Source organism: Mesorhizobium subarcticum, from assembly GCF_055456085.1.
In genome coordinates this window covers 3,543,051-3,568,405 of record NZ_CM144237.1, presented here as the reverse complement: position 1 = coordinate 3,568,405, position 25,355 = coordinate 3,543,051, and the positions used below count along the sequence as shown (strand labels likewise).

The window sequence follows — 25,355 nt, the reverse complement described above, 5'->3', positions numbered from 1 at the left end:
TCGGTAATCAATGTTGAAACCATTCAATCTAGTACCAACGGGGTAGTCAATTGTCGGATGAATTGAATGCTAGGGTGCGCGCTCGGCCGTTGCGTATCGCCTTTCTTCTCAAACATTACGATGACAACGCGCATTTGGCATTAGATGGCATCTTCGCAGACTGCTACGGTCGGTGGGGTGGTCGATTCAGCCTTGTAGTTCCATGCGAGAACGGCCAGATTTCCTCTGCCTATTGGCCGTGGCTTGAAGAATATGATCCCGATATCATTTATTCTTACGTGGCGTTGTCGCGCGCGGATATTATTGAGATTCATCAGCGCCTTGGCCCTTCCGAGTACCACTATCACTTTGAGCGCGGTCAAGAACCACGACTAGATGTTCCTGGATTCAAGCCTAATCTGCAAATATCTACGCTGTCGTCTCTTTCGACGATCTTTCGTTTCGCCCGCCATGGTCAACGGCCGTGGGAAAGCGGCGCGACGAAGATCATTGACTGCTGGTACACTGAAACGCCTTCGCGACACCTCACAGACAATCTTGGTACGTACCATCGGAGCTGTGGGACTAGTATTTACCCAGCCGATGCGCGTTCCGCTGCAACGCTTCTAACCATTGTTGATCCGCACAAGCAATCTGACCGAAAGTATGCAATCCCCGACGATTTGGATGCAATTCCTGATGAGGCCACCGCTATACAAGAATTCGCGGGGCGACGCGCAACTGCACTGTCAATTTTATCAGCAATTGGTAGTACCCCGCGATTGGAAACTCGATCGCTTCGATGGAGCGATTCTCTCAACCTTGTCTTGGGAGAAAGCGTCCTTGACAGAATCCTCTTCTGGAATGCCAGGCTACTGATACCAGCGTGGCTAGATTCTGATGTATGCTGCTGGCGCTTGGAACTCGCCCAGCTAAGGGAGCCGCAGTTTTGTGCCGCCATCGCGCAACTCCTCAAAATGCGCAATCACGTAACCTCCGGGGGAGGTCAATCGCATATTACCGTCCGATCTATTTCGCATTCCGAGTCGGAATTATCGGAGGCAGTAGCCTTGTTACGTGCCCAAGGCCTCTGGGGATCAATTCGCTCGGAGGTGGTTGGCTCTCTAATTGAATTGGTCCCTGGCCCAAATGAATTAAAGCGCGCGGTAGAGACCCACAGGTTTGCATCCGGGCCGTTTTGGCATTCCAGTTGGAAACAATTCGTCTGGTCTCCGCCAAAAGCAAGGCCTCCAGCCTGCATACCAGATCACCTGTCAGATGCTCCTCCAAGACAATCATTCGCCCAAGGAAATTGGGCAATAGACTTCACTTTTCAAATGGACGCCCCCACACCCCGTTTTACTGAGGAAAACGCTTGGGTGCTATCGCGACAATGGCGCATGTCTGGCGCCTTTAGAATTGAATACGTGGCTAGCTCCAACAATCGGGACTTGCGTTTCAGGCCTCGGAGCAATCGGTACGGCAACCTAGTAACGTTCGTAAATCTAGATGCACCGGTTGCGTCGATTGTAGTGCCGACACCGCGCGAAGCTTTCTTGCATGCCTTCGTTGACGGCTCTCGGTCCCCCGAAGATGCCGAGCACGACAACGTTTGGCCGACCAACAAAGTTAGATGGCTGACCCCATCAAATGAGGCCGGATACCTAGAGGGGGTTCTTGGGATGGCTGGCGGGCTTCGGAGTGCCGCTGATTTCCTTCTTCACCCTTTCCTACGAGAAGTTTTCGCCCGAATGGGCGGTACTCCTACCGAGGACCCTAGGAAAGCGATGCCAACCATCAATCGGCTCATCAAGCGAGCAAAAAGGGCTTCTGTTTTTGACCTCAACGATGAGGCAGACATCAGGGCACTGGCATCGTTGACACTGAAGGCCGCAAAAGAACTCAAAGGCCGGATGGAGTATCTAAGCTTCGATACGCTCAAAGATGACTGGGCCTCTCACAGAGAAGCATTCTGGAAAGCCAACCCCACGCAGGGGGAAAGCGATCCTGACGTAGATTGGGACAAGCAGGAACAGAACTCCCTTGAGTCATGCCTCATTTCAATGCGACGTCAAAAAATGTTATTTCAAGGTCATCATTGGGTGTGTGAACGGTGCCACCACCGCAATTGGATCGATCTTGATAAATTGTCGGCGCAGTTATCCTGCGAGGTTTGCCATCAAGAAACAGATTCTCCTGTTAACTTGAAATGGCTATTTCGCCCTAGTGAGTTTCTTATAGAAAGCCTACGAGATCACAGCGTTCTTTCACTTATTTGGATGCTGTCAAATCTTCTGGGAACTGCACGAAAATCAATGCTCTATATAGGGCCAACATGGCTCTTCTACGATCATGAAAATTCAGAACCTGATGCGGAAGCCGACCTTCTCGCCATCGTCGATGGGGAGGCTGTAATATGCGAGGTCAAGTCCTCATGGCACTTTCCTCGATCGGAACTGAAAAAGTTCATCGATCTCACAAAACGTCTAATGCCGGCACGGGCAATCTTCGCGGTCATGGAGCATGGAACCGGTCACAAAGCAGACCTGGACGCCGCGAAGAAACTGCTGGCGACGATGGGGATCAACTTTGAGGTTGTGACGCCGGGTCCGCATTCGCTCTACGACGGGCCATACCTGCCTTCAATCTAGTTGATTGGGGCGGAACGTTCGCTACCCTTCAAAAACCAACAATGGGCGCGGGATCTCTCCCGCGCCCATGGCCTACCTCAATTGCATTTCGGCTTCGCCGCATTGCAGGCGTCGACCAGTTCGGCTGGCGGGTCCTTGTGGAAGACGGTCTTGTAGGATTCCAGCACGTTGGACTGCACCACCGGCAGCGACTGCACGCCAACCCAGGCGGGCGTGGGTTGCCCGATCAGCGCCTTCATCATCGCCAGCGCCTCGGCGACGCCCTGGTCATAGGGACGCTGCGAACCGGTTGCCTTGAGCGGGCCGCCCTTGGCGATCTCGATCGCCGACTGCAAGCCGAGATCGACCGTGGTGATCGGAATGTCGATGCCTTGCGCGCGCATCGATGACAGCGTGTCGAGCGCCGGCTGGTCCCAGACGGCGAACAGGCCCTTCACGTCAGGATTGCCGGTCAGGAAGTCGCCAGCGATCTGCGACACTTTCGAGGGATCGGTGAAGTCGACCTGCTTCATGACGATGTCGGGCCGGTTCTTCTTCATCCACTCGCTGACGCCCTTGGTGCGCTCATTGGTGCTGAAATAGTCGACGCCGAAATTCACCAGCCCGATCGTGCCGCCCTTGGGCATGCAGGACGCCAGGATCGTCGCCGCGATCTGGCCATTGCCCTGGCTGTCGGCCGAGATCATCGAGGCGAAATCCTTTGGCGATGAGAGGCCAACCGGGATAGAGTCCATGAACACCAGCTTGATGCCGGCCTCGCCCACCTTCTTGTAGGTCGGCGCTGTCGCGGTGAAGTCGACGGGGATGGAGATGATGCCGTCGGGATGCTGCTGGATGGTGTTTTCGATGTCGGCGATCTGCTTGTCGACCTGATATTCGGCCGAGGCCACGCCGGTGACGGTGACGCCATATTTGGCCAGTGTTTCGCTGATGCCCGCCACTTGCAACTGCGACCAGTCGAGGTTCACCGTCTGCATGGAAATGCCAACCTTGAACTTGCCGGCCTTGACCTTGGCGGCTTCGTCGTCAGTCAGTTTCAGCTCGTCGGGCGAAGCTGCTTTTTCACCATGCGGGCCCTGCCCGACAATGCCCTTGGGGCCGAGCGTGGCCATGTCGACGCCGGTAACGCAGGTGTCCGGCGTCTGCGCCAGGCTCAGGGATGTCGACAGCGCAAAGGCGCTGGCTGCGAGGCTCAATGTGCCGAATAGGATTCCTACCGAATGTTTCATGACTTTCCTCCGTTGATTTCTAGTGTTCGTTTGCCGTTTGGAGCCGGCGGTCTTCTGCTGATATCCGCGGATGCGCGCCTTACCTCCTCGTGAACGCGACCGCGGCGATGATGATTGCTCCCTTGATGACGAGTTGCAGCGACGAGCTGACGCCGAGCAGCACCAGCCCGTTGTTGAGCGTGCCGATGATCAGGCTGCCGAGCAGCGTGCCGAGCACGAAGCCGCGCCCGCCAAACAGGCTGCAGCCGCCGAGGATGACCGAGGCGATGACGTCGAGCTCCATGCCTTGCACGACGTCCGGCCGTGCCGCGTGAGAACGCGCCGACAGGATCAGCGATGCCAGCCCGGCAAGCGTTCCGGTCAGGACGAAGGCGAGCGTCGTGACCTGCTTGATATGGACCCCGGAATAAAGGGCCGCGGTCGGGTTGCCGCCGGCCGCGTAAACGCGCCGCCCGTAGACGCTGTAATGCAGCAGCAAGATGCCTGATATGGTGACGCCGAGCGTCCACAGGATCGGCGCCGGGATGCCCAGCACCGAGCCCTCGCCGAAGATCGCGAAATAGTATTCGTTGGTGATGATCACCGGCTTGGTGTTGGTGACCATCAGCGCCAGTCCGCGCGCACCGCTCAGCGTGCCCAGCGTCACCAGGAAGGACGGGATTTCGAGCCGCGTGGTCAAGACACCGTTGATGAGCCCGATCAGCGCACCGGTGCCCAGCCCCGCCACCGCGCCGACGACCCAGTTGTTGGCGACAAACGCCATGGCCAGCGACGCGCTCATGCCCGAGAGCGCCAGTGTCGAGGCGACGGACAGGTCGATCTGCCGGGAGATGATGACGAATGTCATGCCCACCGCGATGATCGAGACCAGCGTCGTCTGCCGGCCGATGTTGAGAAAATTGTCGATCGACAGGAACCAGGGCGATGCCAGGCTGAACACGACCAGCATGATGGCGAAGGCGACGTAGAGCATGTAGGGACGCTCGCCTTGCAAGAGATGCAGCAGCGCAAGGCGCCCGCCAGGCTGGTTGATGGCGGCTTTTGCCGGGCTTTGGGTTTCGGTCATGCCGCGTGCTCTTCCGATGGCTGCGAAATTTGAATGAGATGATGAAGGTCCTCGGCGCTGCCGAGATCTTGCCTGGCAATCGTCCTGATGATCCGGCCATCGACGACGATCGAAATGCGATCGCAGAGCTGTAGCAGCTCGGACAGATCAGACGACACCAGCAGCACACCGCTTCCCGCCGCTGCCGCCGTACGAATGACGCCGTAGATTTCCTCACGCGCGCCGACATCGACACCGACCGTCGGCTCGTCGAGCAACAGAACGCGCGGCCGTGGCTCGTTCCATTTCCCGAACACCACCTTCTGCTGGTTGCCGCCCGACAGGTTCTTCACCAGGGTCGATGCGCCCGGCGCCTTGACGCCCAGCCGGCGCATCGCCGCATTGGCGTGCTCGCTCGCCGCATGACGCTGCAGCCAGCCAAGGCGCGAGAAAGTCGGTAACCGAGGCAAGGTCAAATTGCGCTCGATCGAATGTTCGAGCACCAACCCCTGGACATGCCGGTCCTCCGGCACCAGCGCGATGCCCTGCCCTATCGCCGCCGCCGGGTCCGTGCCCTTCAGCGATACACTGTCGAGGCTGGCCTCGCCCGACTGGATGGGTCGCAGGCCGAAGATCGTCTGCAGGATTTCGGTGCGCCCGCTGCCGATCAGCCCGGCGAGCCCATGGATCTCGCCGCCGCGCAATGCGAGGTTGACGCGATCGAGCCTATCATTGCTGACATCCTGCAATTCGAGCACGGGCTTCTCAGAAGGACCGGGGGAAGCGGATGATGGCGTGCTTTGGCCGGCGCCGTCCGTCTTCAGAACCGCGTGATCCGGCCCGACGATCGCGCCGACCAGTTGCCGCATATTGGTTTGCGCGGTGACGAACGTTCCGGCGTTCTGCCCGTCACGGAACACCGTCACCCGGTTCGAAATCCGGAACACCTCGTTCAGGCGATGCGTCACGTAGATCACGCCCACGCCCCGCGCCGCGACCGCACGGATCGCCTCGAACAGGATTTTTTCCTCATCGTCGGTCAGCGCCGAGGTTGGCTCGTCCAAAATGAGCAGGCGGACATCCCCCATCAGCGCCTTGGCGATCTCGGTCATCTGGCGATAGGCGAAGGGCAGCGAGCCGACCATGGCGCGCGCATCGAGCGGGATGTTCTGCGATTTGAGGAAGGCTTCGGCCTGCGCCACCAGTTGGCGCTTTTTTAGGAAACCGAGCCGCGTCCTCGGCTCGCGCCCAAGCAGCAGATTGTCGGCGACCGAGAGCGATTCGACCAGGCTCAGATCCTGGTAGACGACCGCCACGCCGGCATCGCGCGACTGGGCGGGCGAAGAAAACGAGACAGGCTTGCCGTCGATCTCGATCGAGCCGCCATCATTGCACATGCACGCCGCTCAGGATCTTGATCAGCGTCGACTTGCCGGCGCCGTTTTCACCAAGCAAGGCGTGCACTTCACCGGACTGGATTTCGAGACTGACGCCGCGCAGCGCATTGACGCCGCCGAACCGCTTGCTGACGCCCTCGACGCGCAGCAAGGGGCTCCCGGACATCAGCGCAATCGAACCCTGTTCGACCATGGCGCCCGCACTTCCTCCCTTTGACGCGTCCCCTACCCCGGACTGTCGAGAGTCTCTTTTGAGACTTCTCTTACTTTTTTTGTGACTTTTCCATCAGCGGCAGGAAATGTCAAACGGAGTCAGACCGGCGGCTGGAATGAATCCGGTCCAACTTCACCGTGCTCGGTGACAATGGCATCGAAACCATCCATGGCTGAGAAGAAGGCGCGCTTGAGCTTGCCGATCTTGCTGGAGTCGATGACAAGGTAGTTCTCGCGCGCCAGGCTCATCACCTTCTGCTTCACCACCGCCTCGTGAAAATGCTCGCAGGTGGCGCCGCGCTTGGCATCGACGCCGGCGGCCGACAGGAAGGCGGCGTTGATGCCGACGCTGTTCAAGATGTCGAAATCATGCGTGCCCGAGAAAGACGCCGAGGCCGGGTGATAGACGCCGCCCAGCATGATGATCGTCACATTGGCCTTGCGGCTCAGCCGTTCCGCGACATTCATGGCGTAACATATTGCGGTTATTTGGTAATTGTCGGGAATGAGGTCGATCAGATGGATCAGCGTCGTGCCGCAGTCGACGAAGATCGTCTCATCGGGCCGTATCTTGCGCACCGCGTGCACGCAGGCTTCGCGCTTGGCCGCCGCATGGCTGTCGGCAGCGGTCGCCAGTTCGTAGGGAATATCGGCATCGATCTCGGCCGCGGCCAATATGTGCCCGCCGAGATAGGCGATCTGCCCCGGGTTGGTGGCGATATCGCGCCGCACGGTCATTTCGGAGACGCCAAGCAGCGCCGCCGCTTCGCTGAGATGGATCACGCGCCGCTGCGACAGCAGATCGATCAGCCGTGCCGTCCGTTGCGCTTTGCGAGCAGTCATGCGTGGGGCCTGTCGGTCACCTGAAATGTGAGGATTTTAACAACCGCTCTCATTCAGATGCAAGCGGCGTGTGTGGGCGCGTCCTGTGATGGCTAACGGACATGCCTGTTACAGGGCCGTCGCTTGCCTGCAACCGATCGTGCGAACCATCAGGCCGTGGCGGATTTTCCCGCCCCGAACCGCAGCCCATCCATCAAAAGCTTGACCAGCCGCCGCGAGCGGTCGCGCCATTCCGGCGTGTCGGGCGCGGAATAGATGCCCGACAGCGCATGCAAAACATCGGAGGCGTCGACATCGCCGCGAATGGTGCCATCGGCCACCGCCGCCTCGACCAGTTGCCGCAAGGCCTGCGACACCCTGCCCGACGTGTCGGAGAACAGCGTCGAATTGGTGCTGAGCAGGATGCGCAGGCTGGTCGCCAGGCCGCGCTTGGTGGCGATGTAGTCGACGAAGCGCCGCATCCATTCTTCCAGCGCGACATCGGAAGCATGTTTTGATGCAAGTTCGCCGGCGGCCGCGCACAGCCCCTCCGCCTCGCGCCGGTAGACCACCTCGACCAGATGCTCGCGCGTCGGGAAATGCCGGTAGAGCGTGCCGATGCCGACACCGGCGCGGCGCGCGATCTCCTCCAGCGAGGCATCGATGCCGCGTTCGGCAAAGACCGACGCTGCCACCTCGACCAGCCGGTCGCGGTTGCGGCGTGCGTCGGCGCGCAATGGTTTTTCCACTGCGGCCTTCTCTGCGGCGATGACGGCTTCTGCCAATTTTTTCTCCACGGACGAAATATGGGGGCTTGAACCCGGTCGGGCCAGCTCCCACCTAATAAACGGAGGCGCCTCCGCTTTAGTGGAGTGCTTTTATCATATAAGAAGGGGAACGGGTATGTCACGTCTTTCGAACCTGCAAGCCGACATCTCCCCTGCCCTCCTGTCTCTGGGGAGATCCGCTATCACCTCCACTCCCGCCAGCACCTGACCATAAGGTCACCTTGCCCTTCTCCGGCAAGGCACCAGTTCATTCCCATCCGCCCCATCCGCCCCATCCGCGTCAAGCAAACTTGGAGCCAGACGCCCATGACCAGCCTTCCCATCACGCTCACCATCAACGGCCATCGACACGAGCTGGAGGTCGATCCACGCGTCACCCTGCTCGACCTCTTGCGCGAGCGGCTTGATCTCACCGGCACCAAGAAGGGCTGTGACCGCGGCCAGTGCGGCGCCTGCACGGTGCTGGTCGACGGCAAGCGCATCAACTCCTGCCTGGCGCTGGCGGTCAGCCATGATGGCGCCAATGTCCTGACCATCGAAGGCGTCGCCCAGGGTGAAGAGCTGCATCCGGTGCAGGCCGCCTTCATCGCCCACGACGGCTTCCAGTGCGGTTTCTGCACGCCCGGCCAGATCATGAGCACGCTCGGCCTGATCGCCGAGGGCCAGGCCGGCGACGATCCCGAACGCATCCGCGAGGGGCTGAGCGGCAACATATGCCGCTGCGCCGCCTATGGCGGCATCGTCGAGGCCGTACTGGAAGCCCAGGAGCAACTTGCCAAATCCGACCGGAGGACCGCGGCATGAGAGACTTCGATTACATCAGGCCCGCCTCCATTCCCGACGCCATCGCGGCGGCGGCCGAGCCGGGTTCGGCCTATCTCGCCGGCGGCACCAATCTGCTCGACCTGATGAAGGGCGGCATCACCAGCCCCGAGCGCATCGTCGACATCTCGCGGCTGCCGGAACTCAACCGCATCGAAAGGCTGGAGGATGGCGGCCTGCGCATTGGCGCGCTGGTCCGCAACGCCGATCTCGCCCATGACGCGGCATTCGCCAAGGCCTACCCGATGGTGGCGGAAGCGCTGCTGTCGGGCGCCTCCGCGCAGCTTCGCAACGCCGCCACTGTCGGCGGCAATCTGCTGCAGCGCACGCGCTGCAGCTACTTCTACGACACCGCCAGCGCCTGCAACAAGCGTGTATCAGGCGCCGGCTGCGCGGCACTTGGGGGCGAGAACCGCCTGCACGCCGTGCTTGGCTGGAGCGATGCCTGCATCGCCACCCATCCCTCGGACTTCTGCGTGCCGCTGGTGGCGCTCGACGCCGTCGTCGAGATCGAGGGCAAGAAGGGCCGGCGTCATGTCACGCTGGAGGAATTCCACCTGCTTCCCGGCGAAACGCCGCAGCGGGAGAATGCGCTGGAGCCCGGCGACCTGATCGTCGCCGTGCGCCTGCCGGCGGAGGCCGCCTCCTTCGCCGCCAATGCCCGCTACCTGAAAATCCGCGAGCGCACCTCCTATGCTTTCGCCGTCGTCTCGGCCGCCGCGGCACTTGTCGTCGACGGCGGTAAGATCCGCGCCGCAAGGCTGGCGCTGGGCGGCGTCGCGGCCAAGCCGTGGCGGGCGCGTGCGGCCGAAGCCGTGCTGCTTGGTGCCGACGCCAATGAAACGACCTTCGCCGGCGCTGCCGATGCCGCATTGGCCGATGCCAGCCCCTCCGGCGACAATGCGTTCAAGATCGAGCTTGCACGCCGCATCGTGGTCCGAGCGCTGGCATCAGCGCAGGCGGGAACGCCCGAACGGCTGCCAGCCCTGCCTGCATCCCCCTTTTCCTCCATTCCCGGAGCGCGCCATGACGCTTGAACTCAGTCTCAACCAGCAACCCGCCCATACCAGGCAGGGCTCCAGCATTGGCCAGCCGCTGACCCGCCGCGATGGCTTCCTGAAAGTCACTGGAGCCGCCCGCTACGCGGCCGACAACCATCCGCCCGGCATGCTCTACGCCGTGCTCGCTGTCTCCAGCATCGCGCGTGGTCGCGTTGCCTCGCTCGATGTCGAGGCGGCCAAGGCGCACAAGGGCGTGGTCGAGGTGATGACGCCCAGGAACCGGCCGGCGCTCGCCGCCGACCCGGATGCCAAGGACCATCCCTTCATGTTCCGGCTCGACCTGCTGCAGAACGAAGAGGTTCGCTACCCCAACCAGAGCATCGCCGTGGTGATCGCCGAGACGCTGGAAGCGGCGACCGAAGGCGCGGCACTGCTCTCGCCGCGCTATGAGGCGCTGCCGGCACGCGTCGGTCTCGACGACGCCAAAAGCTTCGTGCCGCGTGGTGTCGGCGTCGGCAATCCGGCGGTGCAGCACAAGGGCGATGTCGAGGCCGGCCTCAAATCGGCAAGGACGCGGATCGAGGCCACCTACGAGACGCCGGCCCAATACCACAACGCCATGGAGCCGCATGCCATTGTCGCCGCCTGGGATGGCGACAAGCTGTCGATCGACACGCCAAGCCAGGGCCTTGCCATGGCGCAGGGCCGCATAGCCGGCCTGTTCGGCATCGCGCCGCAAAACATCCACATCCGCAGTCCCTTCCTCGGCGGCGGCTTCGGTTCGAAAGGCATGATTTCCGGGCCGCAGGTGCTGGGCGTCCTGGCGGCGCGCCTCGTTGGCCGCCCCGTAAAGCTGGTGCTGCGGCGCGAGCAGATGTACGGCCCGGTCGGCCACCGCGCGCCGACGCGCCAGACCTTGCGCATGGGCATGGATGGAGAGGGCCAGCTGACGGCCATCGACCATCACGCCAAGACCACGTCGAGCACCTTCGACGATTTCTTCGAACCGGCGGCTGACGCCTCGCACACGCTCTATGCCAGCCCAGCCATCACCACCTCGCATGAGGCGGTGCGGCTCGACACCGGGACGCCTCTGTTCATGCGCGCGCCCGGCGAAGCCACCGGCTCGATCGCGCTGGAAAGCGCCATCGATGAGGCCGCTCACGCCTGCGGCATGGACCCGCTGGAATTCCGGCTGAAGAACTATGCCGAGGTCGAGCCAATGACCGGCAAGCCGTTTTCGTCCAAGGCATTGCGTGAATGTTACAGCCAGGCTGCGAAGGCATTCGGCTGGGCGAGCCGCCCGCTGCAGCCCCGCTTGATGCGCGACGCCGACGGTTTCCTCACCGGCTGGGGCGTGGGCACGGCGACATTCCCGGCCCTCATGTTCCAGGCCGAGGCGCGTGCGGTGCTGAAGGCCGATGGCAGCGGCCTGATGGAGACCGGCGCGCAGGACATGGGGCAAGGCGCCTGGACCGCTTTTGCCCAGATCGCCGCCGACGGGCTGGGGCTCGACATCGACCAGGTCGATTTCAGGGCCGGCAGTTCGGATCTGCCCAACGCAGGCATTGCCGGCGGCTCCGGCCACACAGCGACGGCCGGCATGGCGATCCACAATGCGGGCGCCGCCGTCATCGCCAAGCTCGCCGAACTCGCCACCGGCAATGAGGCCTCGCCATTGTTCGGCGCCGGCAATGAGGGCGTTGTGGCGCGCGGCGGCCGGCTGTATCGCCGCGACGACGAGAACCGGAGCGAAAGCTATGCCGAGATCCTGACCCGCGCGGGCCTCACCGAGATCGAAGGCCATGGCAAGGGCGCTCCGGACGCAGCGTCCCAGGAGACCTACGCCAAGCACGCGCATGGCGCCGTCTTCGCCGAGGTGAAGGTCGATCCCGATTTCGGCCAGATCCGCGTCACGAGGCTGGTCGGCGCCTTCGCCGCCGGGCGGGTCATCAATCCCAGGCTGGTGCGCAGCCAGTATTATGGCGGCATGATCTGGGGCGTCTCCTTCGCGCTGCATGAGGAAGCCATCATCGACCGGCGCTCGGGCCGGATCCAGAATGCCAACCTCGCCGAATACCACGTCCCGGTGAATGCCGACGTGCCGTCGGTGGAGGCGATCCTGATCCATGAGGACGACCCTTACGTCAACGCGCTCGGCATCAAGGGCGTCGGCGAAATTGGCGTCACCGGCACGGCAGGCGCGGTCGCCAACGCCGTCTGGCATGCAACCGGCGTGCGGCCCCGCCGCTTTCCGATCCGCATCGAGGATCTGCTGGCCTGAGAAGTCGCGAACGCCCGGAGCGAAAGCACCGGACGGACAGGTGGGCCTCCACCTGTCCAAGATGAAATAATCCCACCAGCGTCAAGCAACTGGAGCCCGACGCCCATGACAAAAATCCCAGTACATCTCGACATCAACGGTCGCCATCACGACCTCCAAATTGAACCACGCGTCACCCTGCTCGACGCCTTGCGCGACCGGCTCGGCCTGACCGGCACCAAGAAGGGCTGCGACCATGGCCAGTGCGGTGCATGCACCGTTCACATCGACGGCGAGCGCGTGCTGGCCTGCCTGACGCTGGCAGCCCAGGCCGAAGGCCGCACCATCACCACCATAGAGGGGCTTGCACGGGAGGGCGAACTGCATCCCGTGCAAGCTGCCTTCCTCGAGCAGGACGCCTTCCAGTGCGGCTATTGCACGTCAGGCCAGATCATGTCGGCGGTGGCCTGCATCCGCGAGGGCCACGCCGGCTCGGACGAGGAAATCCGCGAATACATGGCCGGCAATCTCTGCCGCTGCGGCGCCTATCCGCACATTGTCGCCGCTGTCCGCCAGGCAGCGCTGGAGGTCGCATCATGAGGGATTTTTCCTATTTTCGCCCCGGCTCAGTCGATGCGGCACGCCAGGCGGCCGCCCTGCCCGGCGCCATGCTGCTGGCCGGCGGCACCACGCTGATCGACCTCGCCAAATGCGGCGTGGCCGAGCCAGACAGCCTGGTCGACATCACCCATCTCAAGGGGCTGGACCGGATCGAAGTGAATGAGCGCGGCGCCAACATCGGCGCGCTGGCCAAGATGGGCCACATCGCCGACCATGCCGACATCAAGAGCCATTTCCCCGCCATTTCCGAAGCACTGTGGCAAGCCGCCTCGGCGCAGATCCGCAACATGGCGACCATCGGCGGCAATCTGATGCAGCGCACGCGCTGCCCCTATTTCCGCGATCCCTCGAATTTTTCCGCTTGCAACAAGCGCTCCGGCTGTTCGGCGATCGGCGGCGTCACCAGGGGCCACGCCGTGCTCGGCACCAGCGAGGCCTGCATCGCCATGTATCCCGGCGACCTCGCCACCGCTTTGGTCGCCTTCGACGCAACAGTTCATCTCGGCGAACGCAAGCTCCTGGTCGACGACTTCTTCCTGCTGCCCGGCAGCACGCCCGACAGGGAACACGCCATCGAACCGGGTGAGATGATCACCTCGATTGAAATCCCCTCATCCGCCGCTGCCCGCCGCTCGACCTATCTGAAGATCCGCGATCGGCAATCCTATGAATTCGCCGCCGCAAGTGCCGCGGTCGGCATCGAGTTCGAAGCCGATGGCCGCACCATCCGCGACCTGTGTGTCGCGCTCGGCGGTGTCGCGACAAAACCATGGCGGGCACGGGCCGTGGAAGACGCCCTGAAAGGCAAGGTCCTGGAACCGGAAACAGTCCGCGCCGCCAGCCGGCTCGCCGTCGAAGGCGCCGTCGACCATGGCGCCAACCACTACAAGATCGAGCTCGCGCCGCGCGTCGTAGCTAGAGCCATCCTCAAATTGGGAGAGACGGCATGACCGTTCACAACATCAGAGTTGGTGAAACAAAACGGGGCGACGCCGCCGACGGCGCGCTGGCGGAAGCCGTTGGCGGCCGGCTGTCACGCGTCGACGGCCCGGCCAAGATCACCGGTGCCGCCAAATACGCCGTCGAGCAACAGCTTGAAGGCCTCGCCTATGCCGTGCTGGTCGAAAGCACGATCGCCTCAGGCAAGGTGCGCGCGATCGACACCAAAGCGGCCGAGGCAGCACCGGGCGTGCTCAAGGTGCTCACGCCGGACACCATCATCAGCCTCAAGGGCGCCTCCGACTGGTTCGGCACGCCGTCGCCCCACAAAACCTACTGCCCTCTGGCGCGCGACATCACCTTCTCGGGCCAGCATGTCGCCGCTGTCGTTGCCGAAACGTTCGAGCAGGCGGTCGCCGCCGCTGCCTTGGTCAAGGTCAGCTATGACGAGACGCCGGCAATCGTCGACCTCAGCGACGGCAAGGCCGGCGACGGCATTCCGATCGACGCCATGACCAAGGAATGGGGCGACGCGCCCGCCGCCTTCGCCTCAGCACCCGTGCGGATCTGCGCCGCCTACAACACGCCGCGCGAATACCAGGCGCCGATGGAGCCGCACGGCCTGATCGCCCGCTGGGAAGGCGATCATCTCACCGTGTGGGAGCCGAGCCAGTGGCTCGACGGCATGGCCCGCACCTATGCCGAATGGTTCGGCATACCGTTCGAAAATGTCCGGCTGGTCTCGCCCTATATTGGCGGCGGCTTCGGTTCCAAGGCGCTGGCGCTGAGCCACGGCGCGGTGGCCGCGAGTGCGGCCAAGATGCTCGGCCGGCCGGTCCGGCTGGTCATGACCCGGCCGCAAACCTTCACCGGCTATGGCGGCCGTGCCGCGACGCGGCAGACAGTGACGATCGGCGCCGGCCATGACGGCGTGATCCAGTCGATCGTGCATCGCGGCGTCAATGAAACATCGATCGACGGCATGTGGGTCGAGCCGCTGGGCTCGGTCACCTCGATCATGTACGCGACGCCGAATTTTTCCTCGAAACAGAATGTCGTGCGGGTGAATTCGGTGGTGCCGGGCGCCATGCGCGCGCCGGGCGAAAACCCCTCGGCCTTCGGCATCGAAAGCGCCATCGACGAGCTTGCCTATGAGGTCGGCATCGACCCGCTGGAGATCCGGCTGCGGAACTATGCCGAGCAGGACCCGCACGCCAAAAAAACCTGGTCGACCAGACAGTTGCGCGAGGCTTTTGCCGCAGGCGCTGAGCGTTTTGGCTGGGCCAGGCGCTCGCCCGAACCGCGCTCGATGCGCGACGGCAACCAGCTGATCGGCTGGGGTGTCGCCGCCGGCACCTATCCGGTGCGGCGCGCCTATGGCGAGGCGATCGTGCGCATCCTGGCCGACGGCTCGGTCGAGGTCGAAAGCTCCTCGATCGACATGGGCCAGGGCACCTACACCATCCTGGCGCAGACCGCCGCCGAGACGGTCGGCGTCCCGGCCGACAACGTGGTGGTGAAGCTGGGCGACTCCCGCTTTCCCCGCGCTGGCGTCACCGGTGGCTCGCGGCTGGCCGGCGTCATGACGGGAGCGGTTTACAAGGCCGCGACCTCGGCGCTCGACCAGTTGGTGGGCTTGGCGATCAATGACCAGCGCTCGCCCTTCCACGCGCTGCAGGCCAACACGCTGGTCGTCGCCAACGGCCGCATCGCCTCGCCGCGCGGCGATGGCCCCGATGTCTCGATCGCCGAACTGCTGAAGAGCGTCGGCCGCGACCATATCGAGGCGACTGGCGACACCATGCCGGCCAATTCGACAGCCGAGGACCGCTACAAGAACTACACCACCATCGCCATGTCGGTGCCGCACACCGAAGGCGACTATTCCCGCCACTCCTGGTGCGCGCATTTCATCGAGGTGCGCGTCGACGAGGATTTCGGCACGGTGCGTGTGTCGCGCGTGGTGTCGGCGCTGGATTCCGGCCGGCTCTACAACCCGAAACTCGCCGAAAGCCAGTGGAAGGGCGGCATCATCATGGGCATTGGCCAGGCGCTGCTGGAGGAAGGCATCATGGACCGCCGCCACGGCCGCATCGTCAACAACAACCTCGCCGATTACCTCGTGCCGACCAATGCCGACATTCCCGACATCGAGGTAATCTCGGTCGGCATTCCCGACCTGCATTCCTCGGTGCTCGGCGGCAAGGGTGTGGGCGAACTCGCCATTGTCGGTGTCGCTCCGGCCATCGCCAACGCGGTGTTCCACGCGACAGGCAAGCGGGTGCGGGATTTGCCGATCACGCTGGAAAAGCTGATCTGAGGATGCAGGGCCGAACTCCCCCTTTTTGGGGGTTGCCGAAGGAGACAGGAGGGGGCCGAGGTGTACAACACAACCGCTCCCCCATTGGGAAGCTGTTGCCTACAATCGATATGAACTGAGACGCACTGTGGGCCGATCTGCCTATAGGCGGGGTATTGGTCTTCAAATCTTGACAACGCCGCTTGCCGCTGCCATGGCCACAAAAAGTGCAGTAGCGGCTGCAGAATAAGCCGCATAACCGTTCCATCTCGCCTGGGCACGATAGGTTTCGTGCAAATCTATGATGGTTCCTTTCGCATTTCTCACCGTCAGGCCGCCGTCGAAAAGAGCACCAACACCGTATCCCTCGGGTGCGGGGATCTCTGAATTTGCCGCTTTTACCCAACAGAGGGCTGACACGATACCAGCAATGGCCGCTGCGCTGGAAAAGATGGTTTCGATCATTGGAATATACGCCTTTCCGCGTCGCGCCGAGGCGGCCACCAGATCACCAACCTTGAGGCAAGTCGAGCGGGGGCAAAAATCGGCGAAGGCTGGGCAGCGTTCAATCGCTAGCCGCCTTGCGTTGCCGCTGATTGGAGCCGATCAGCGCCGACCGCTCGAAAAATATGGTTTCACAAACTTCCCGGTTCCGCGGGTATCGCTGCTGACAGGACCAGGCTGTACAACTCCTGAACCACTCGCACCGTTGCCTGAATTATTGCCGTTCATCGGTTCAGACGGGATTTTGCCTTCTTGCCCTCTGAAATAAAGAGAAGAATAAATCTTCTGATTTTCGCCGGCCCCAAAGAAGACAAGAGACGGCCATTTACTATCGGCCTTTGATTGGTCACTGAACGCGGGAAAGCAGGCGCCGCAGAGTGTCGCCAGGACGAAAAGAGACTTTCGCACGTCAGCCAGGGCCTTCATAACAAGGCGACTGATAGCAAACATTGATCGTGGATGCGTTAAGCGGCACCCAAAGAATTTAACGACCGCTCGCCAATCGGTGCTAGCGTGAATTGGGCCGCCGCCAGGTTTCGCAGATGGTCGCGGGCCGCCTTTGACCGCGGAGCCACCCGATCACCCTACGATCTCCGCCAAATGACGATTGTCCTCCAAGAGGCGCAGTCATATTCGCTTCCACGGATTGCCGGCCAACGGTTCCCCGACGGAGCTGCGTAGCGCGCCTGAAGCCCGGCTGTGGTATGACTGCAAGTATCTTATCGGGCAGCGGGAGGAAGTACGATGAGGCATGCACGAAGCAAGATGGCATTTGCCGTTCTGGCCTTGGGATTGTTCCAGGGTCTCGGCGTGGCACAGGCCGAGCAGGTCAAAGCATCGGGTTGTGCAAGAGCCGGCACTGAAGCCGGCTGCATCATTTTGCAGGACGGCGACAAGACTTACCAGATTACCTCTGCCAAGCCGAAACCGGCCATCGACACCTATGGAACCGTGACCGGCACCATCAGCAGCAAAATGACCATCTGCATGGAGGGCAAGCCGCTCGAAGCCGCCGAATGGAAGCCGGATCCAACCAAGGCCTGCAACAACTAGAGCAATTCCAGGAAAAGTGTGAAACGGTTCTCCCGGCAAAAGCGCATCGCGCCTTGCCTAGGAAATTGCGTGAAAACAAAGAGTTAGAGCAGCCCGGTCCGCAGGGCTGCCCCTACTCCGGCGACGGCACTGGCGGCCTGGACGTCAGCGCGGTCCCGGCGGCAGCTATGATGACGGCGGCGATGCCGGCCAGTTGCGGCGCGGTCAGGCTCTCGTGCAGGAACAGGAAGCCGGCGAGCGCCCCCAGTCCCGGCTCCAGGCAGGTCAGCGTGCCGTAAATGCGGGCCGGCATGCGCGTCAGCGCCACCATCTCCAGGAAGAACGGCAGTGCGCTCGAAAACAGGCCGACGAGCAGCGCGCTGACCAGGATCGACGGCGCCAGCAGCGCCGTTCCCGCCTGCGCCACGCCAAAGGGCAGCACCAGCACGGCGGCGATCGCCATGCCATAGGCGGTGGTGCGGGTGCCAAGTTCGGCGCCCGCCTTCTGGGCAAGCACGATGTAGAGCGCCCAGAAGCCGCCGGCCGCCAGCGCCAGCATCACGCCCATCGGGTCGAGCGGCTGCAACGAATGGATGAAGGGCGACAACAACAAGATGCCGGCCACCGCGAGCGCGATCCAGGCAAAATCGCTGGCGCGCCGCGAGGTCAGCGTCGCCACCAGCAGCGGACCGGAAAACTCGAGCGCCACCGCGACGCCGAGCGGGATCCTGGCAAGGGCCGCATAAAACAGGAGGTTGAGCGCGCACAGCGTCACGCCATAGGCGACCAGCCACGGCAAGGTGGCGCGCGACGGCCGCATCTGCCAGGGCCGCAGCGCCGCGACCAGCATCAGCGCGCCGATGACCAGCCGCAGCGTCGTCGTGCCTTGCGCGCCGATCACCGGGAACAAAGTCTTGGCGAAAGTGGCGCCGATCTGGATCGACACCATGGCCCCCATCAGCGCCGCGACAGGCAAAGGCGCCGCTTCACGATGGGCAATTGGCGTCGATGTCACTTGGGGTTCATCCTTCCATGCCGGGCATCCGCGCGACCGGCGGCACGGCTGGCAGCTATGGCCTCCCCGGGCAGGCCTGTCGTGAGGCACGCCAAGCAGTCGGCTGGGGCAAGCGCTGGAATCGGTCCGGAAGTCGAGGAATGCCCTTCCGGCCATTCACGGCATTGGTTGGGGGCTGCCTGCCTAAGCGGTGGCGGCAACCGAGCGCTTGAAGGCGATGGTGACCCGCGTGCCCTCGCTGGCGCTCGAATTCACGTCGAATTCCGCCTTGGCGTTCTCGGTCAGCGAACGCGCGATCAGCGCGCCGAGCTTGCCGGGCTTGGGCCAGGTCTCGCCTTCCGGCAGGCCGATGCCGTCATCGGCGACGACAATACGGCAGCCATCGCCGTTAACGATGCTATGCAGCGTGATCGTGCCGCCGTCGCGCCCTTTGAAGGCATGTTTGAGCGCATTGGTCAAAAGCTCGTTCACCACCAGCCCGGTCGGCATGGCGACGTTGACCGACACCGGATAGGTATCGACCTTCATGTCGAGGCGAATGCCCTCGACCGCATGCGAGTTCATCACCGCCGACGCGATCTGGCTGAGATAGACGCCGAGATCGACCTCGTCCTTGTGATCGTCGCCCGACAGCGTCTGGTAGAGGATTGCCAGCGCGTCGACGCGGCCGGCCAGCCTCTCGAACCGCTTCTGGTCCGGCTCCATCGCGTTGCGCGTTTCCATCCGGATCAATGCGGTGATCATCTGCAGATTGTTCTTCACCCGGTGCTGCAATTCGCGCAGCAGCGTGTCCTTCTCCCGCACGCGTTCCTCGACCGACATCGCCTGCTCGGCCTCGCCATGGGCCGAAACGTCGACCAGCGCCACCAGCCGGAAGCAGACCTTGCCGTTGTCGTCCTCGATTACGTTGGAATAGGCGTCGACGATCGCCGGCGTGTCTTCGGCCCGCTCCAGCCGGAACGTGCCGACGAAATCGGTCTCCTCGACCACCGCCTCGGACAGCGCGCGGTCCTTGTGCTGGTGCAGACCGGTTCCAGCGAGTGCGGCCCAGTGCTTCTGGGCAAGCCTGGCTGCCTTCAGGCCTGACAGTTTCTCGAATTCCGGATTGGCATAGACGACGCGCTCCTTCGCACCGAGGTCCGAGACGGCAATGGCGATCGGCACCTGGTCGAGGAATTTCTTGAACTGTTCGCTTTCCAGCGCGTTGGCAAGGTCCGGCGTATCGAGCAACTGCCCGACCGCTTCGGCCTTCTGTGTGTCGGATGTCATCTGCGGCGCCTGTGCTATGCTTGGGCGCCATCAATATCAGCGATGCGATCAGGTCGCTATCGCCAAAGCGTGGCGCCGTCGCTGCCCAGCGACCAGCTCATGTCCCGCAGACCATGCGGCCGCGACGCGCATTGAACTCAACACGTTGGAGGCAAGTCCATGGAACGCCATGCCAAGTTGGGGCGTTTAGCCTGACGTCAGCAGGCCACGTGTTGGATTTGGTCAGCGACTGGCGCAATTGGAGATCGACCATGGATATTCCCAAAGGCGCGACCGTTGCAGTAGCGGACGGAGAAAAGCTCAATCTGTTTCGCAACTCAGGCGACGAAGCCAATCCAAAGCTGACAGCGTCGGAAGTGGAAGACGTGTCGAATGACAACAAGGGGTCCGGCGCGCGTCATCAAAGCAGCTCCGCCAATCCAGACAACAGTCAGATCGACGAAGACAGCTTCGCGGCAGGAACAGCCGAGCTTCTCAACCGGCAAGTGCTCGGCGGTCAAATCGCCAACCTGATCGTCATTGCTGCTCCCAGAACGCTTGGGGAACTGCGCAAGCACTACCATCAGAAACTGTCGGCGGTGCTCGTTGGCGAGATCGCAAAGGATCTCACCGGGCATTCGGCGCAGGAGATCGAGAAAGTCGTTGCCGCTGCCTGAATGGTCAATCTAACCGCGGACGATCCCTGCATAATCAATGCTTGAAAAGTCTCTCGCCGCGAGCAGTTGGCGAAAGCACTCCGCTTGATTGCTCGCGGCATGATGTCGTCGGTGGCGAACACGCTCGACGGCAATTCGTTATTGTCCCGTCATCTTCGCCAGGCGCGGCCCCGTCTTGACATCGACGATCTCGGGCTTGGCGCTGTCGACCGCGCCATCCCAACCGCCGCCCAGCGCCTTGTTGAGGGCGATGTAGTTGGTGGCCAAAAGGACGCGGCTTTGCAGCAGTGAATCCTCGGCCGAATAGAGCGAGCGCTGCGCGTCGAGCACATCGAGAAGGCTGGTCTCGCCGGCCTTGTAGAGCGTGCCTTCGAGACTTGCCGCCTCGCCATAGGATTTGGCCGACGAGGCGAGCTTGCTGATCCGGATGCGCTCCTGCGCCATCAGCACCAGCGCATTCTCCACATCCTCGAGCGCGGTCAGCACCGAGGCGCGATAGGCGATGAAATACTGGTCGCGTTGCGCGCGGGCGACATCGGCGGCCGCCTGCAATTGCCCGGCATTGAACAGCGGCACGCTGAGCGACGGCCCGAAGGACCAGCCGATGGACGAATTCTTGCCGAGATCGCCGAGATTGAGCGCCGCCGTTGAGATATTTCCCGTAAGGCTGACCGAGGGATAGCGCGCCGCCTCGGCCTGGCCGACCTTGGCGGTGTATTGCGCATATTGCCGCTCGGCCATGCGCACATCGGGGCGCGACAACAGGATGTCGGCCGGGATCCCGGTCGGCATCGGCAAACGCGGCGACGGGATCGGCTTGCCGCGCTTCAGCCGCTCGACGAGTGCGGCCGGCGGCCGGCCGGTAAGCACCGAGAGACGATGCACCGCCTCGGCATAGCTTGCTTCCAGCGTCGGCACCGCTGCCTCGGTGCTGGCCGCCTGCCCCATCGCCTTGGCGACATCGGCCGCCGTTGCCGACCCCGCCAGCAACATGGTGCGCGTGAGTTCGGCGGTCTGCCGCTGCGACACGGCCGAACGCCGCGCGAGCGCGATGCGGGCCTGGTCGCCGCGCGCCTGGGTGTAATAGGACGCGACATCGCCAACCAGGGTCAGCAGCGTCGAGCGCAACTCCTCTTGCGACGCATCCACGCCGTAGCGTGCGGCTTCCACACCCCTGCGGTTGGCGCCGAACAGGTCGAGTTCCCAGCTGGCGTCGAAGCCGGCCTGGTATTCGCTGTAGATGGAATTGGCGCCCGATGTGGTCTCGGCCGACTTGTTGCGCGTCACCGACCCGGAGCCGTCCAGGGACGGCAGCAATGTGCCGGCGCTCTGGCGGTAGCTGGCGCGCGCCTCGCGGATCTTGGCTTTCGCGGTGGCGACATCGAGATTGCCGGCAACCGCTTCCTCGACCAGCGTGTCGAGCGTGGGATCGCGCAGGCGCTGCCACCATTGCGACAGCTGCGCCGGCTGGGCGGATTTCGTCGGCTTCTGCCCGCTCCAGTTTGCCGGCATCGGCAGGATGGGCGTTTGATAATCCGGACCAACGACGCATCCGGTGAGAAAAACAGCCGTAATCATGGGCACAATGAGCCGCCCCGCGGCCACCGGGCCACGTTCAAAACCTGTCATGGAAAGTTTCCTTATTGCTGGTTGGCCGTCGCCGGCTTCTCGTCGGTGCCCTGCCCGGTATCCTGCCCAGAATCTTGCTTGGCCGCACCGCTCTTGAAGATGCGCCGCACCGTGACGAACAGCAGCGGCACCAGGAACACGCCGATCACGGTCGCCGCGATCATGCCGCCCATGACGCCGATGCCGACCGAGTTCTGCGCGCCCGAACCGGCGCCGCTGGCGATCGCCAGCGGCGTGACGCCAAGGATGAAGGCCAGAGACGTCATCAGGATCGGCCTGAGACGTTGTCGCGCCGCCTCCAGCGTCGCCTCGACCAGCCCCATGCCGGCCGCCTGCCGCTCGATGGCGAACTCGACGATGAGGATGGCGTTCTTGGCGGCCAGGCCGATCGTGGTCAGCAAGCCGACCTTGAAATAGACGTCGTTGGTCTGGCCGAATATCGTCGCCGCCAAAAGTGCGCCGAAGATGCCGATCGGCACCGACAGCATGACCGCGAACGGGATCGACCAGCTCTCATAGAGTGCTGCCAGGCACAGGAAGACGACCAGCGCCGAGATCGCGTAGAGCGACAGCGCCTGGTTGCCCGAAAGCCGTTCCTGATGCGACAGCCCGGTCCATTCGTGCGAATATCCGGCAGGCAGTTGCGCGACGAGCTTGTCGATCTCGTCCATGGCCGCACCGGAGCTCACGCCCGTGGCCGCCGCGCCCTGGATTTCGACCGCCGCCGAACCATTGTAGCGTTCAAGCCGGGGCGAACCGAATGTCCAGTGGCTGGAGGCGAAGGCCGAGAACGGCACCATGGCGCCGCTGGCATTGCGCACCTGCCATTTGTCCAGATCTTCCGGCTGCATGCGGAAATTCGCGTCCGACTGCATATAGACCGGCTTCACCCGCCCGCGATCGATGAAATCGTTGACATAGTCGCTGCCCCAGGCGCTCGACAGCGTGTTGTTGATGTCGGAGAGGCTGACGCCAAGCGCGCTGGCCTTTTCCTGGTCGATGTCGATGGAGAATTGCGGCTGGTCCTCCTGGCCGTTGGGGCGCGTGTTGGCCAGCACCTTGCTCTGCGCGGCCAGGCCCAGAAGCTGGTTGCGCGTCTGGATCAGCGCGTCATGGCCGGCGCCATTGACGTCCTGCAGGTAGAAATCAAAGCCGTTGGTGTTGCCAAAACCCTGGATCGCGGGCGGAGCAAGCGCGAAGACCTGCGCGTCCCTGATCTTGCGGAAGGCGCCCATGGCGCGGCCGGCGACCGCTTGCGCCGCCAGGGCCGGCGATGATCGCTGGCTGAATTCCTTCAGCGGCACGAAAGCAATGCCGACATTCTGCCCGGCGCCGCCGAAGCCGAAGCCGGAAGCGGTGAAGACGCCCTGGACAGCGTCCTTTTCCTCCTTGAGATAGTGGTCGGTCACCTGAGCCAGCACACGCTCTGTCCGGTCCTGCGTCGCACCGACCGGCAGCGACACGCTGGTGATCAGGATGCCCTGGTCCTCTTCCGGCAGGAACGAGCTCGGCAGCCGGGCAAACATCCAGCCCATGGCGACGACGATGGCGAGGAAGATGACGAGGAAGCGCCATGACCGGTTGATGATGCCGTGCGAGCCGTCGCGATAGGCCGTCGTGCCGCGATCGAAGACGCGGTTGAACCAGCCGAACGGGCCGGTCTGCGTGGCATGGTCCTTGGGCCGACGCAGGATGGTGGCGCACAGCGCCGGCGTCAGCACCAGCGCCACCAGCACGGACAGCACCATGGCGGAGACGATTGTCACCGAGAACTGCCGGTAGATGATGCCGGTCGAGCCGCCGAAGAAGGCCATCGGCACGAACACCGCCGACAAAACGGTGGCGATGCCGACCAGCGCGCCGGTGATCTCGTTCATCGATTTTCGCGTCGCCTCTTTCGGCGACAGGTCTTCCTCCTGCATCACGCGCTCGACATTCTCGACCACGACGATCGCGTCGTCGACCAGCAGGCCGATGGCCAGCACCATGGCGAACATGGTCAGCGTGTTGACCGAATAGCCGAAGAAGGAGAGCACGCCGAATGTGCCGAGCAGCACCACCGGCACGGCGATCGTCGGGATGATCGTTGCCCGCAGATTCTGCAAGAAGATGAACATCACCAGGAACACCAGCACGATCGCCTCGGCAAGCGTCTTGACCACCTCCTCGATCGACAGCCGCACGAAGGGCGAGGTGTCGTAGGGGTAGACGACCTCGACGCCTTGCGGGAAGGTCGAGCTCAGCCGGTTGATCGTCGTGCGCACGGCTTCCGCCGTGTTGATGGCGTTGGCGCCGGTCGCCAGGTTGACGGCGACGCCGGCCGCCGGTTGGCCATTATATCTGGCCTGCGTCGTATAGCTTTCGGCGCCGAGCTCGACGGTGGCGACGTCGTTGAGGCGAACCAGCGAACCGTCCGTCTGGCTCTTCAGGATGATGTTGCGGAACTGTTCGGCGGTCTGCAGCCGGCTCCTGGCTGTCACGGTGGCGTTAAGCTGTTGGCCCTTGCGCGCCGGCAGGCCGCCGAGCTGGCCGGCCGAAACCTGCGTGTTCTGTGCCTCGATCGCCGACGCCACGTCGCTCGGCATCAGCGTGTATTTGGCGAGCTTGTCGGGATCGAGCCAGATGCGCATGGCATAGCCAGAGCCAAAAAGCTGCGTCGAACCGACGCCTTCGACGCGCTTCAGCGTGTCGTTGATGGTTGAATCGACATAGTCGGCCAGATCGGTCGAGTTCATCTTGCCGTCGCTGGAGACGAAGCCGATGACCATCAGGAAGCCGGTCGAGGATTTTGAGACGGTGATGCCGTTGCTCTGCACCACCTGCGGCAGCTGCGACTGCACCAGCTGCAGCTTGTTCTGCGTCTGCACTTGGGCGGTGTCTGGATCGGCGGAGCTGGTGAAGGTCAGCGTGATCGACGCAGAGCCAGTCGAGGTCGAGGTCGCGGTCATGTAGTCGAGATTGTCGATGCCGGTCATGCCTTGCTCGATGACCTTGGTCACCGAATTCTCGACGGTCGATGCATCGGCGCCCGGATAGGTGGCGCTGATGTTGACCGTGGTCGGCGCGATCTGCGGATATTGCGAGATCGGCAGCGTGGTGAGCGCGAGCAGGCCGCCCAGCATGATCACGATGGCGATCACCCAGGCGAAGATCGGCCGGTTGATGAAGAATGCTGACATTG

At 63.0% G+C, this 25,355-nt stretch carries 20 protein-coding genes; 9 read left to right on the top strand and 11 right to left on the bottom strand.

Features of this window, described 5'->3' with window-relative positions:
- Window positions 1–50 precede the first annotated feature (50 nt).
- Window positions 51–2,630: a hypothetical protein gene (locus ACZYHG_RS17440; protein WP_464609608.1), complete on the top strand. Its 2,580-nt coding sequence runs from the start codon at window positions 51–53 to the stop codon at window positions 2,628–2,630.
- 77 nt (window positions 2,631–2,707) lie between these two features.
- Here ACZYHG_RS17440 and ACZYHG_RS17435 read toward each other — a convergent pair whose 3' ends face one another.
- The 6 genes from ACZYHG_RS17435 to ACZYHG_RS17410 all read right to left on the bottom strand — a co-directional run bounded on the left by ACZYHG_RS17435 (window position 2,708) and on the right by ACZYHG_RS17410 (window position 8,133).
- Entirely contained in the window at window positions 2,708–3,859 is a 1,152-nt protein-coding gene (locus tag ACZYHG_RS17435) for a substrate-binding domain-containing protein (RefSeq protein WP_464609607.1), read from the bottom strand.
- Window positions 3,860–3,938: 79 nt separating this feature from the next.
- Window positions 3,939–4,925 carry an ABC transporter permease gene (locus tag ACZYHG_RS17430; protein ID WP_464609606.1) on the bottom strand — a complete coding sequence of 329 codons (987 nt, stop codon included), beginning with the start codon at window positions 4,923–4,925 and terminating at the stop codon, window positions 3,939–3,941.
- Window positions 4,922–6,301, bottom strand: coding sequence for a sugar ABC transporter ATP-binding protein (locus ACZYHG_RS17425; protein WP_464609605.1), 1,380 nt, complete (start codon window positions 6,299–6,301; stop codon window positions 4,922–4,924). Before ACZYHG_RS17425 ends, ACZYHG_RS17430 begins: the two co-directional genes overlap by 4 nt.
- Window positions 6,291–6,494 (bottom strand): ATP-binding cassette domain-containing protein, encoded by a 204-nt coding sequence (locus tag ACZYHG_RS17420; RefSeq protein ID WP_464609604.1) that lies wholly within the window; start codon window positions 6,492–6,494, stop codon window positions 6,291–6,293. The genes ACZYHG_RS17425 and ACZYHG_RS17420 overlap by 11 nt, the downstream gene beginning before the upstream one ends.
- 119 nt (window positions 6,495–6,613) lie before the next feature.
- Window positions 6,614–7,357, bottom strand: a complete 744-nt coding sequence (locus ACZYHG_RS17415; RefSeq protein ID WP_464609603.1) for a DeoR family transcriptional regulator — start codon at window positions 7,355–7,357, stop codon at window positions 6,614–6,616.
- Between the two features lie 149 nt (window positions 7,358–7,506).
- A complete protein-coding gene (locus ACZYHG_RS17410) occupies window positions 7,507–8,133 on the bottom strand; it encodes a TetR/AcrR family transcriptional regulator (protein ID WP_464609602.1) in 627 nt (208 codons plus the stop codon).
- A gap of 297 nt (window positions 8,134–8,430) precedes the next feature.
- On the opposite strand from ACZYHG_RS17410, the gene ACZYHG_RS17405 reads away from it, so the two are divergent.
- The 6 genes from ACZYHG_RS17405 (at window position 8,431) to ACZYHG_RS17380 (ending at window position 16,090) form a co-directional block, all read left to right on the top strand.
- A complete protein-coding gene (locus ACZYHG_RS17405) occupies window positions 8,431–8,928 on the top strand; it encodes a (2Fe-2S)-binding protein (RefSeq protein WP_464609601.1) in 498 nt (165 codons plus the stop codon).
- The gene (locus tag ACZYHG_RS17400) at window positions 8,925–9,983 is read left to right on the top strand and encodes an FAD binding domain-containing protein (protein WP_464609600.1); all 1,059 of its coding nucleotides are present in this window, start codon (window positions 8,925–8,927) and stop codon (window positions 9,981–9,983) included. Before ACZYHG_RS17405 ends, ACZYHG_RS17400 begins: the two co-directional genes overlap by 4 nt.
- The gene (locus tag ACZYHG_RS17395) at window positions 9,973–12,231 is read left to right on the top strand and encodes a xanthine dehydrogenase family protein molybdopterin-binding subunit (protein ID WP_464609599.1); all 2,259 of its coding nucleotides are present in this window, start codon (window positions 9,973–9,975) and stop codon (window positions 12,229–12,231) included. The genes ACZYHG_RS17400 and ACZYHG_RS17395 overlap by 11 nt, the downstream gene beginning before the upstream one ends.
- A gap of 105 nt (window positions 12,232–12,336) precedes the next feature.
- Window positions 12,337–12,810, top strand: a complete 474-nt coding sequence (locus ACZYHG_RS17390) for a (2Fe-2S)-binding protein (RefSeq protein ID WP_464609598.1) — start codon at window positions 12,337–12,339, stop codon at window positions 12,808–12,810.
- Complete coding sequence (locus tag ACZYHG_RS17385; protein ID WP_464609597.1) at window positions 12,807–13,781, top strand: FAD binding domain-containing protein; 975 nt, start codon at window positions 12,807–12,809, stop codon at window positions 13,779–13,781. Before ACZYHG_RS17390 ends, ACZYHG_RS17385 begins: the two co-directional genes overlap by 4 nt.
- Window positions 13,778–16,090: a xanthine dehydrogenase family protein molybdopterin-binding subunit gene (locus tag ACZYHG_RS17380; protein WP_464609596.1), complete on the top strand. Its 2,313-nt coding sequence runs from the start codon at window positions 13,778–13,780 to the stop codon at window positions 16,088–16,090. Before ACZYHG_RS17385 ends, ACZYHG_RS17380 begins: the two co-directional genes overlap by 4 nt.
- A gap of 162 nt (window positions 16,091–16,252) precedes the next feature.
- Here ACZYHG_RS17380 and ACZYHG_RS17375 read toward each other — a convergent pair whose 3' ends face one another.
- Window positions 16,253–16,534, bottom strand: coding sequence for a hypothetical protein (locus ACZYHG_RS17375; protein ID WP_464609595.1), 282 nt, complete (start codon window positions 16,532–16,534; stop codon window positions 16,253–16,255).
- Between the two features lie 804 nt (window positions 16,535–17,338).
- Between ACZYHG_RS17375 and ACZYHG_RS17370 the strand changes: the two genes are divergently transcribed.
- Window positions 17,339–17,626 carry a hypothetical protein gene (locus ACZYHG_RS17370; protein ID WP_464609594.1) on the top strand — a complete coding sequence of 96 codons (288 nt, stop codon included), beginning with the start codon at window positions 17,339–17,341 and terminating at the stop codon, window positions 17,624–17,626.
- 112 nt (window positions 17,627–17,738) lie between these two features.
- Here the strand turns inward: ACZYHG_RS17370 and ACZYHG_RS17365 are convergent, their stop codons facing one another.
- Window positions 17,739–18,620 carry an EamA family transporter gene (locus tag ACZYHG_RS17365; protein WP_464609593.1) on the bottom strand — a complete coding sequence of 294 codons (882 nt, stop codon included), beginning with the start codon at window positions 18,618–18,620 and terminating at the stop codon, window positions 17,739–17,741.
- A gap of 183 nt (window positions 18,621–18,803) precedes the next feature.
- Window positions 18,804–19,889 carry a sensor histidine kinase gene (locus ACZYHG_RS17360; RefSeq protein ID WP_464609592.1) on the bottom strand — a complete coding sequence of 362 codons (1,086 nt, stop codon included), beginning with the start codon at window positions 19,887–19,889 and terminating at the stop codon, window positions 18,804–18,806.
- A gap of 251 nt (window positions 19,890–20,140) precedes the next feature.
- Here ACZYHG_RS17360 and ACZYHG_RS17355 point away from each other — a divergent pair, with 251 nt between their 5' ends.
- A complete protein-coding gene (locus ACZYHG_RS17355; RefSeq protein WP_464609591.1) occupies window positions 20,141–20,545 on the top strand; it encodes a host attachment family protein in 405 nt (134 codons plus the stop codon).
- Window positions 20,546–20,683: 138 nt separating this feature from the next.
- On the opposite strand, the gene ACZYHG_RS17350 is transcribed toward ACZYHG_RS17355, so the two are convergent.
- Window positions 20,684–22,174: an efflux transporter outer membrane subunit gene (locus tag ACZYHG_RS17350; RefSeq protein ID WP_464609590.1), complete on the bottom strand. Its 1,491-nt coding sequence runs from the start codon at window positions 22,172–22,174 to the stop codon at window positions 20,684–20,686.
- An 11-nt stretch (window positions 22,175–22,185) separates the two neighbouring features.
- A complete protein-coding gene (locus tag ACZYHG_RS17345; protein ID WP_464609589.1) occupies window positions 22,186–25,353 on the bottom strand; it encodes an efflux RND transporter permease subunit in 3,168 nt (1,055 codons plus the stop codon).
- Window positions 25,354–25,355: the final 2 nt, after the last annotated feature.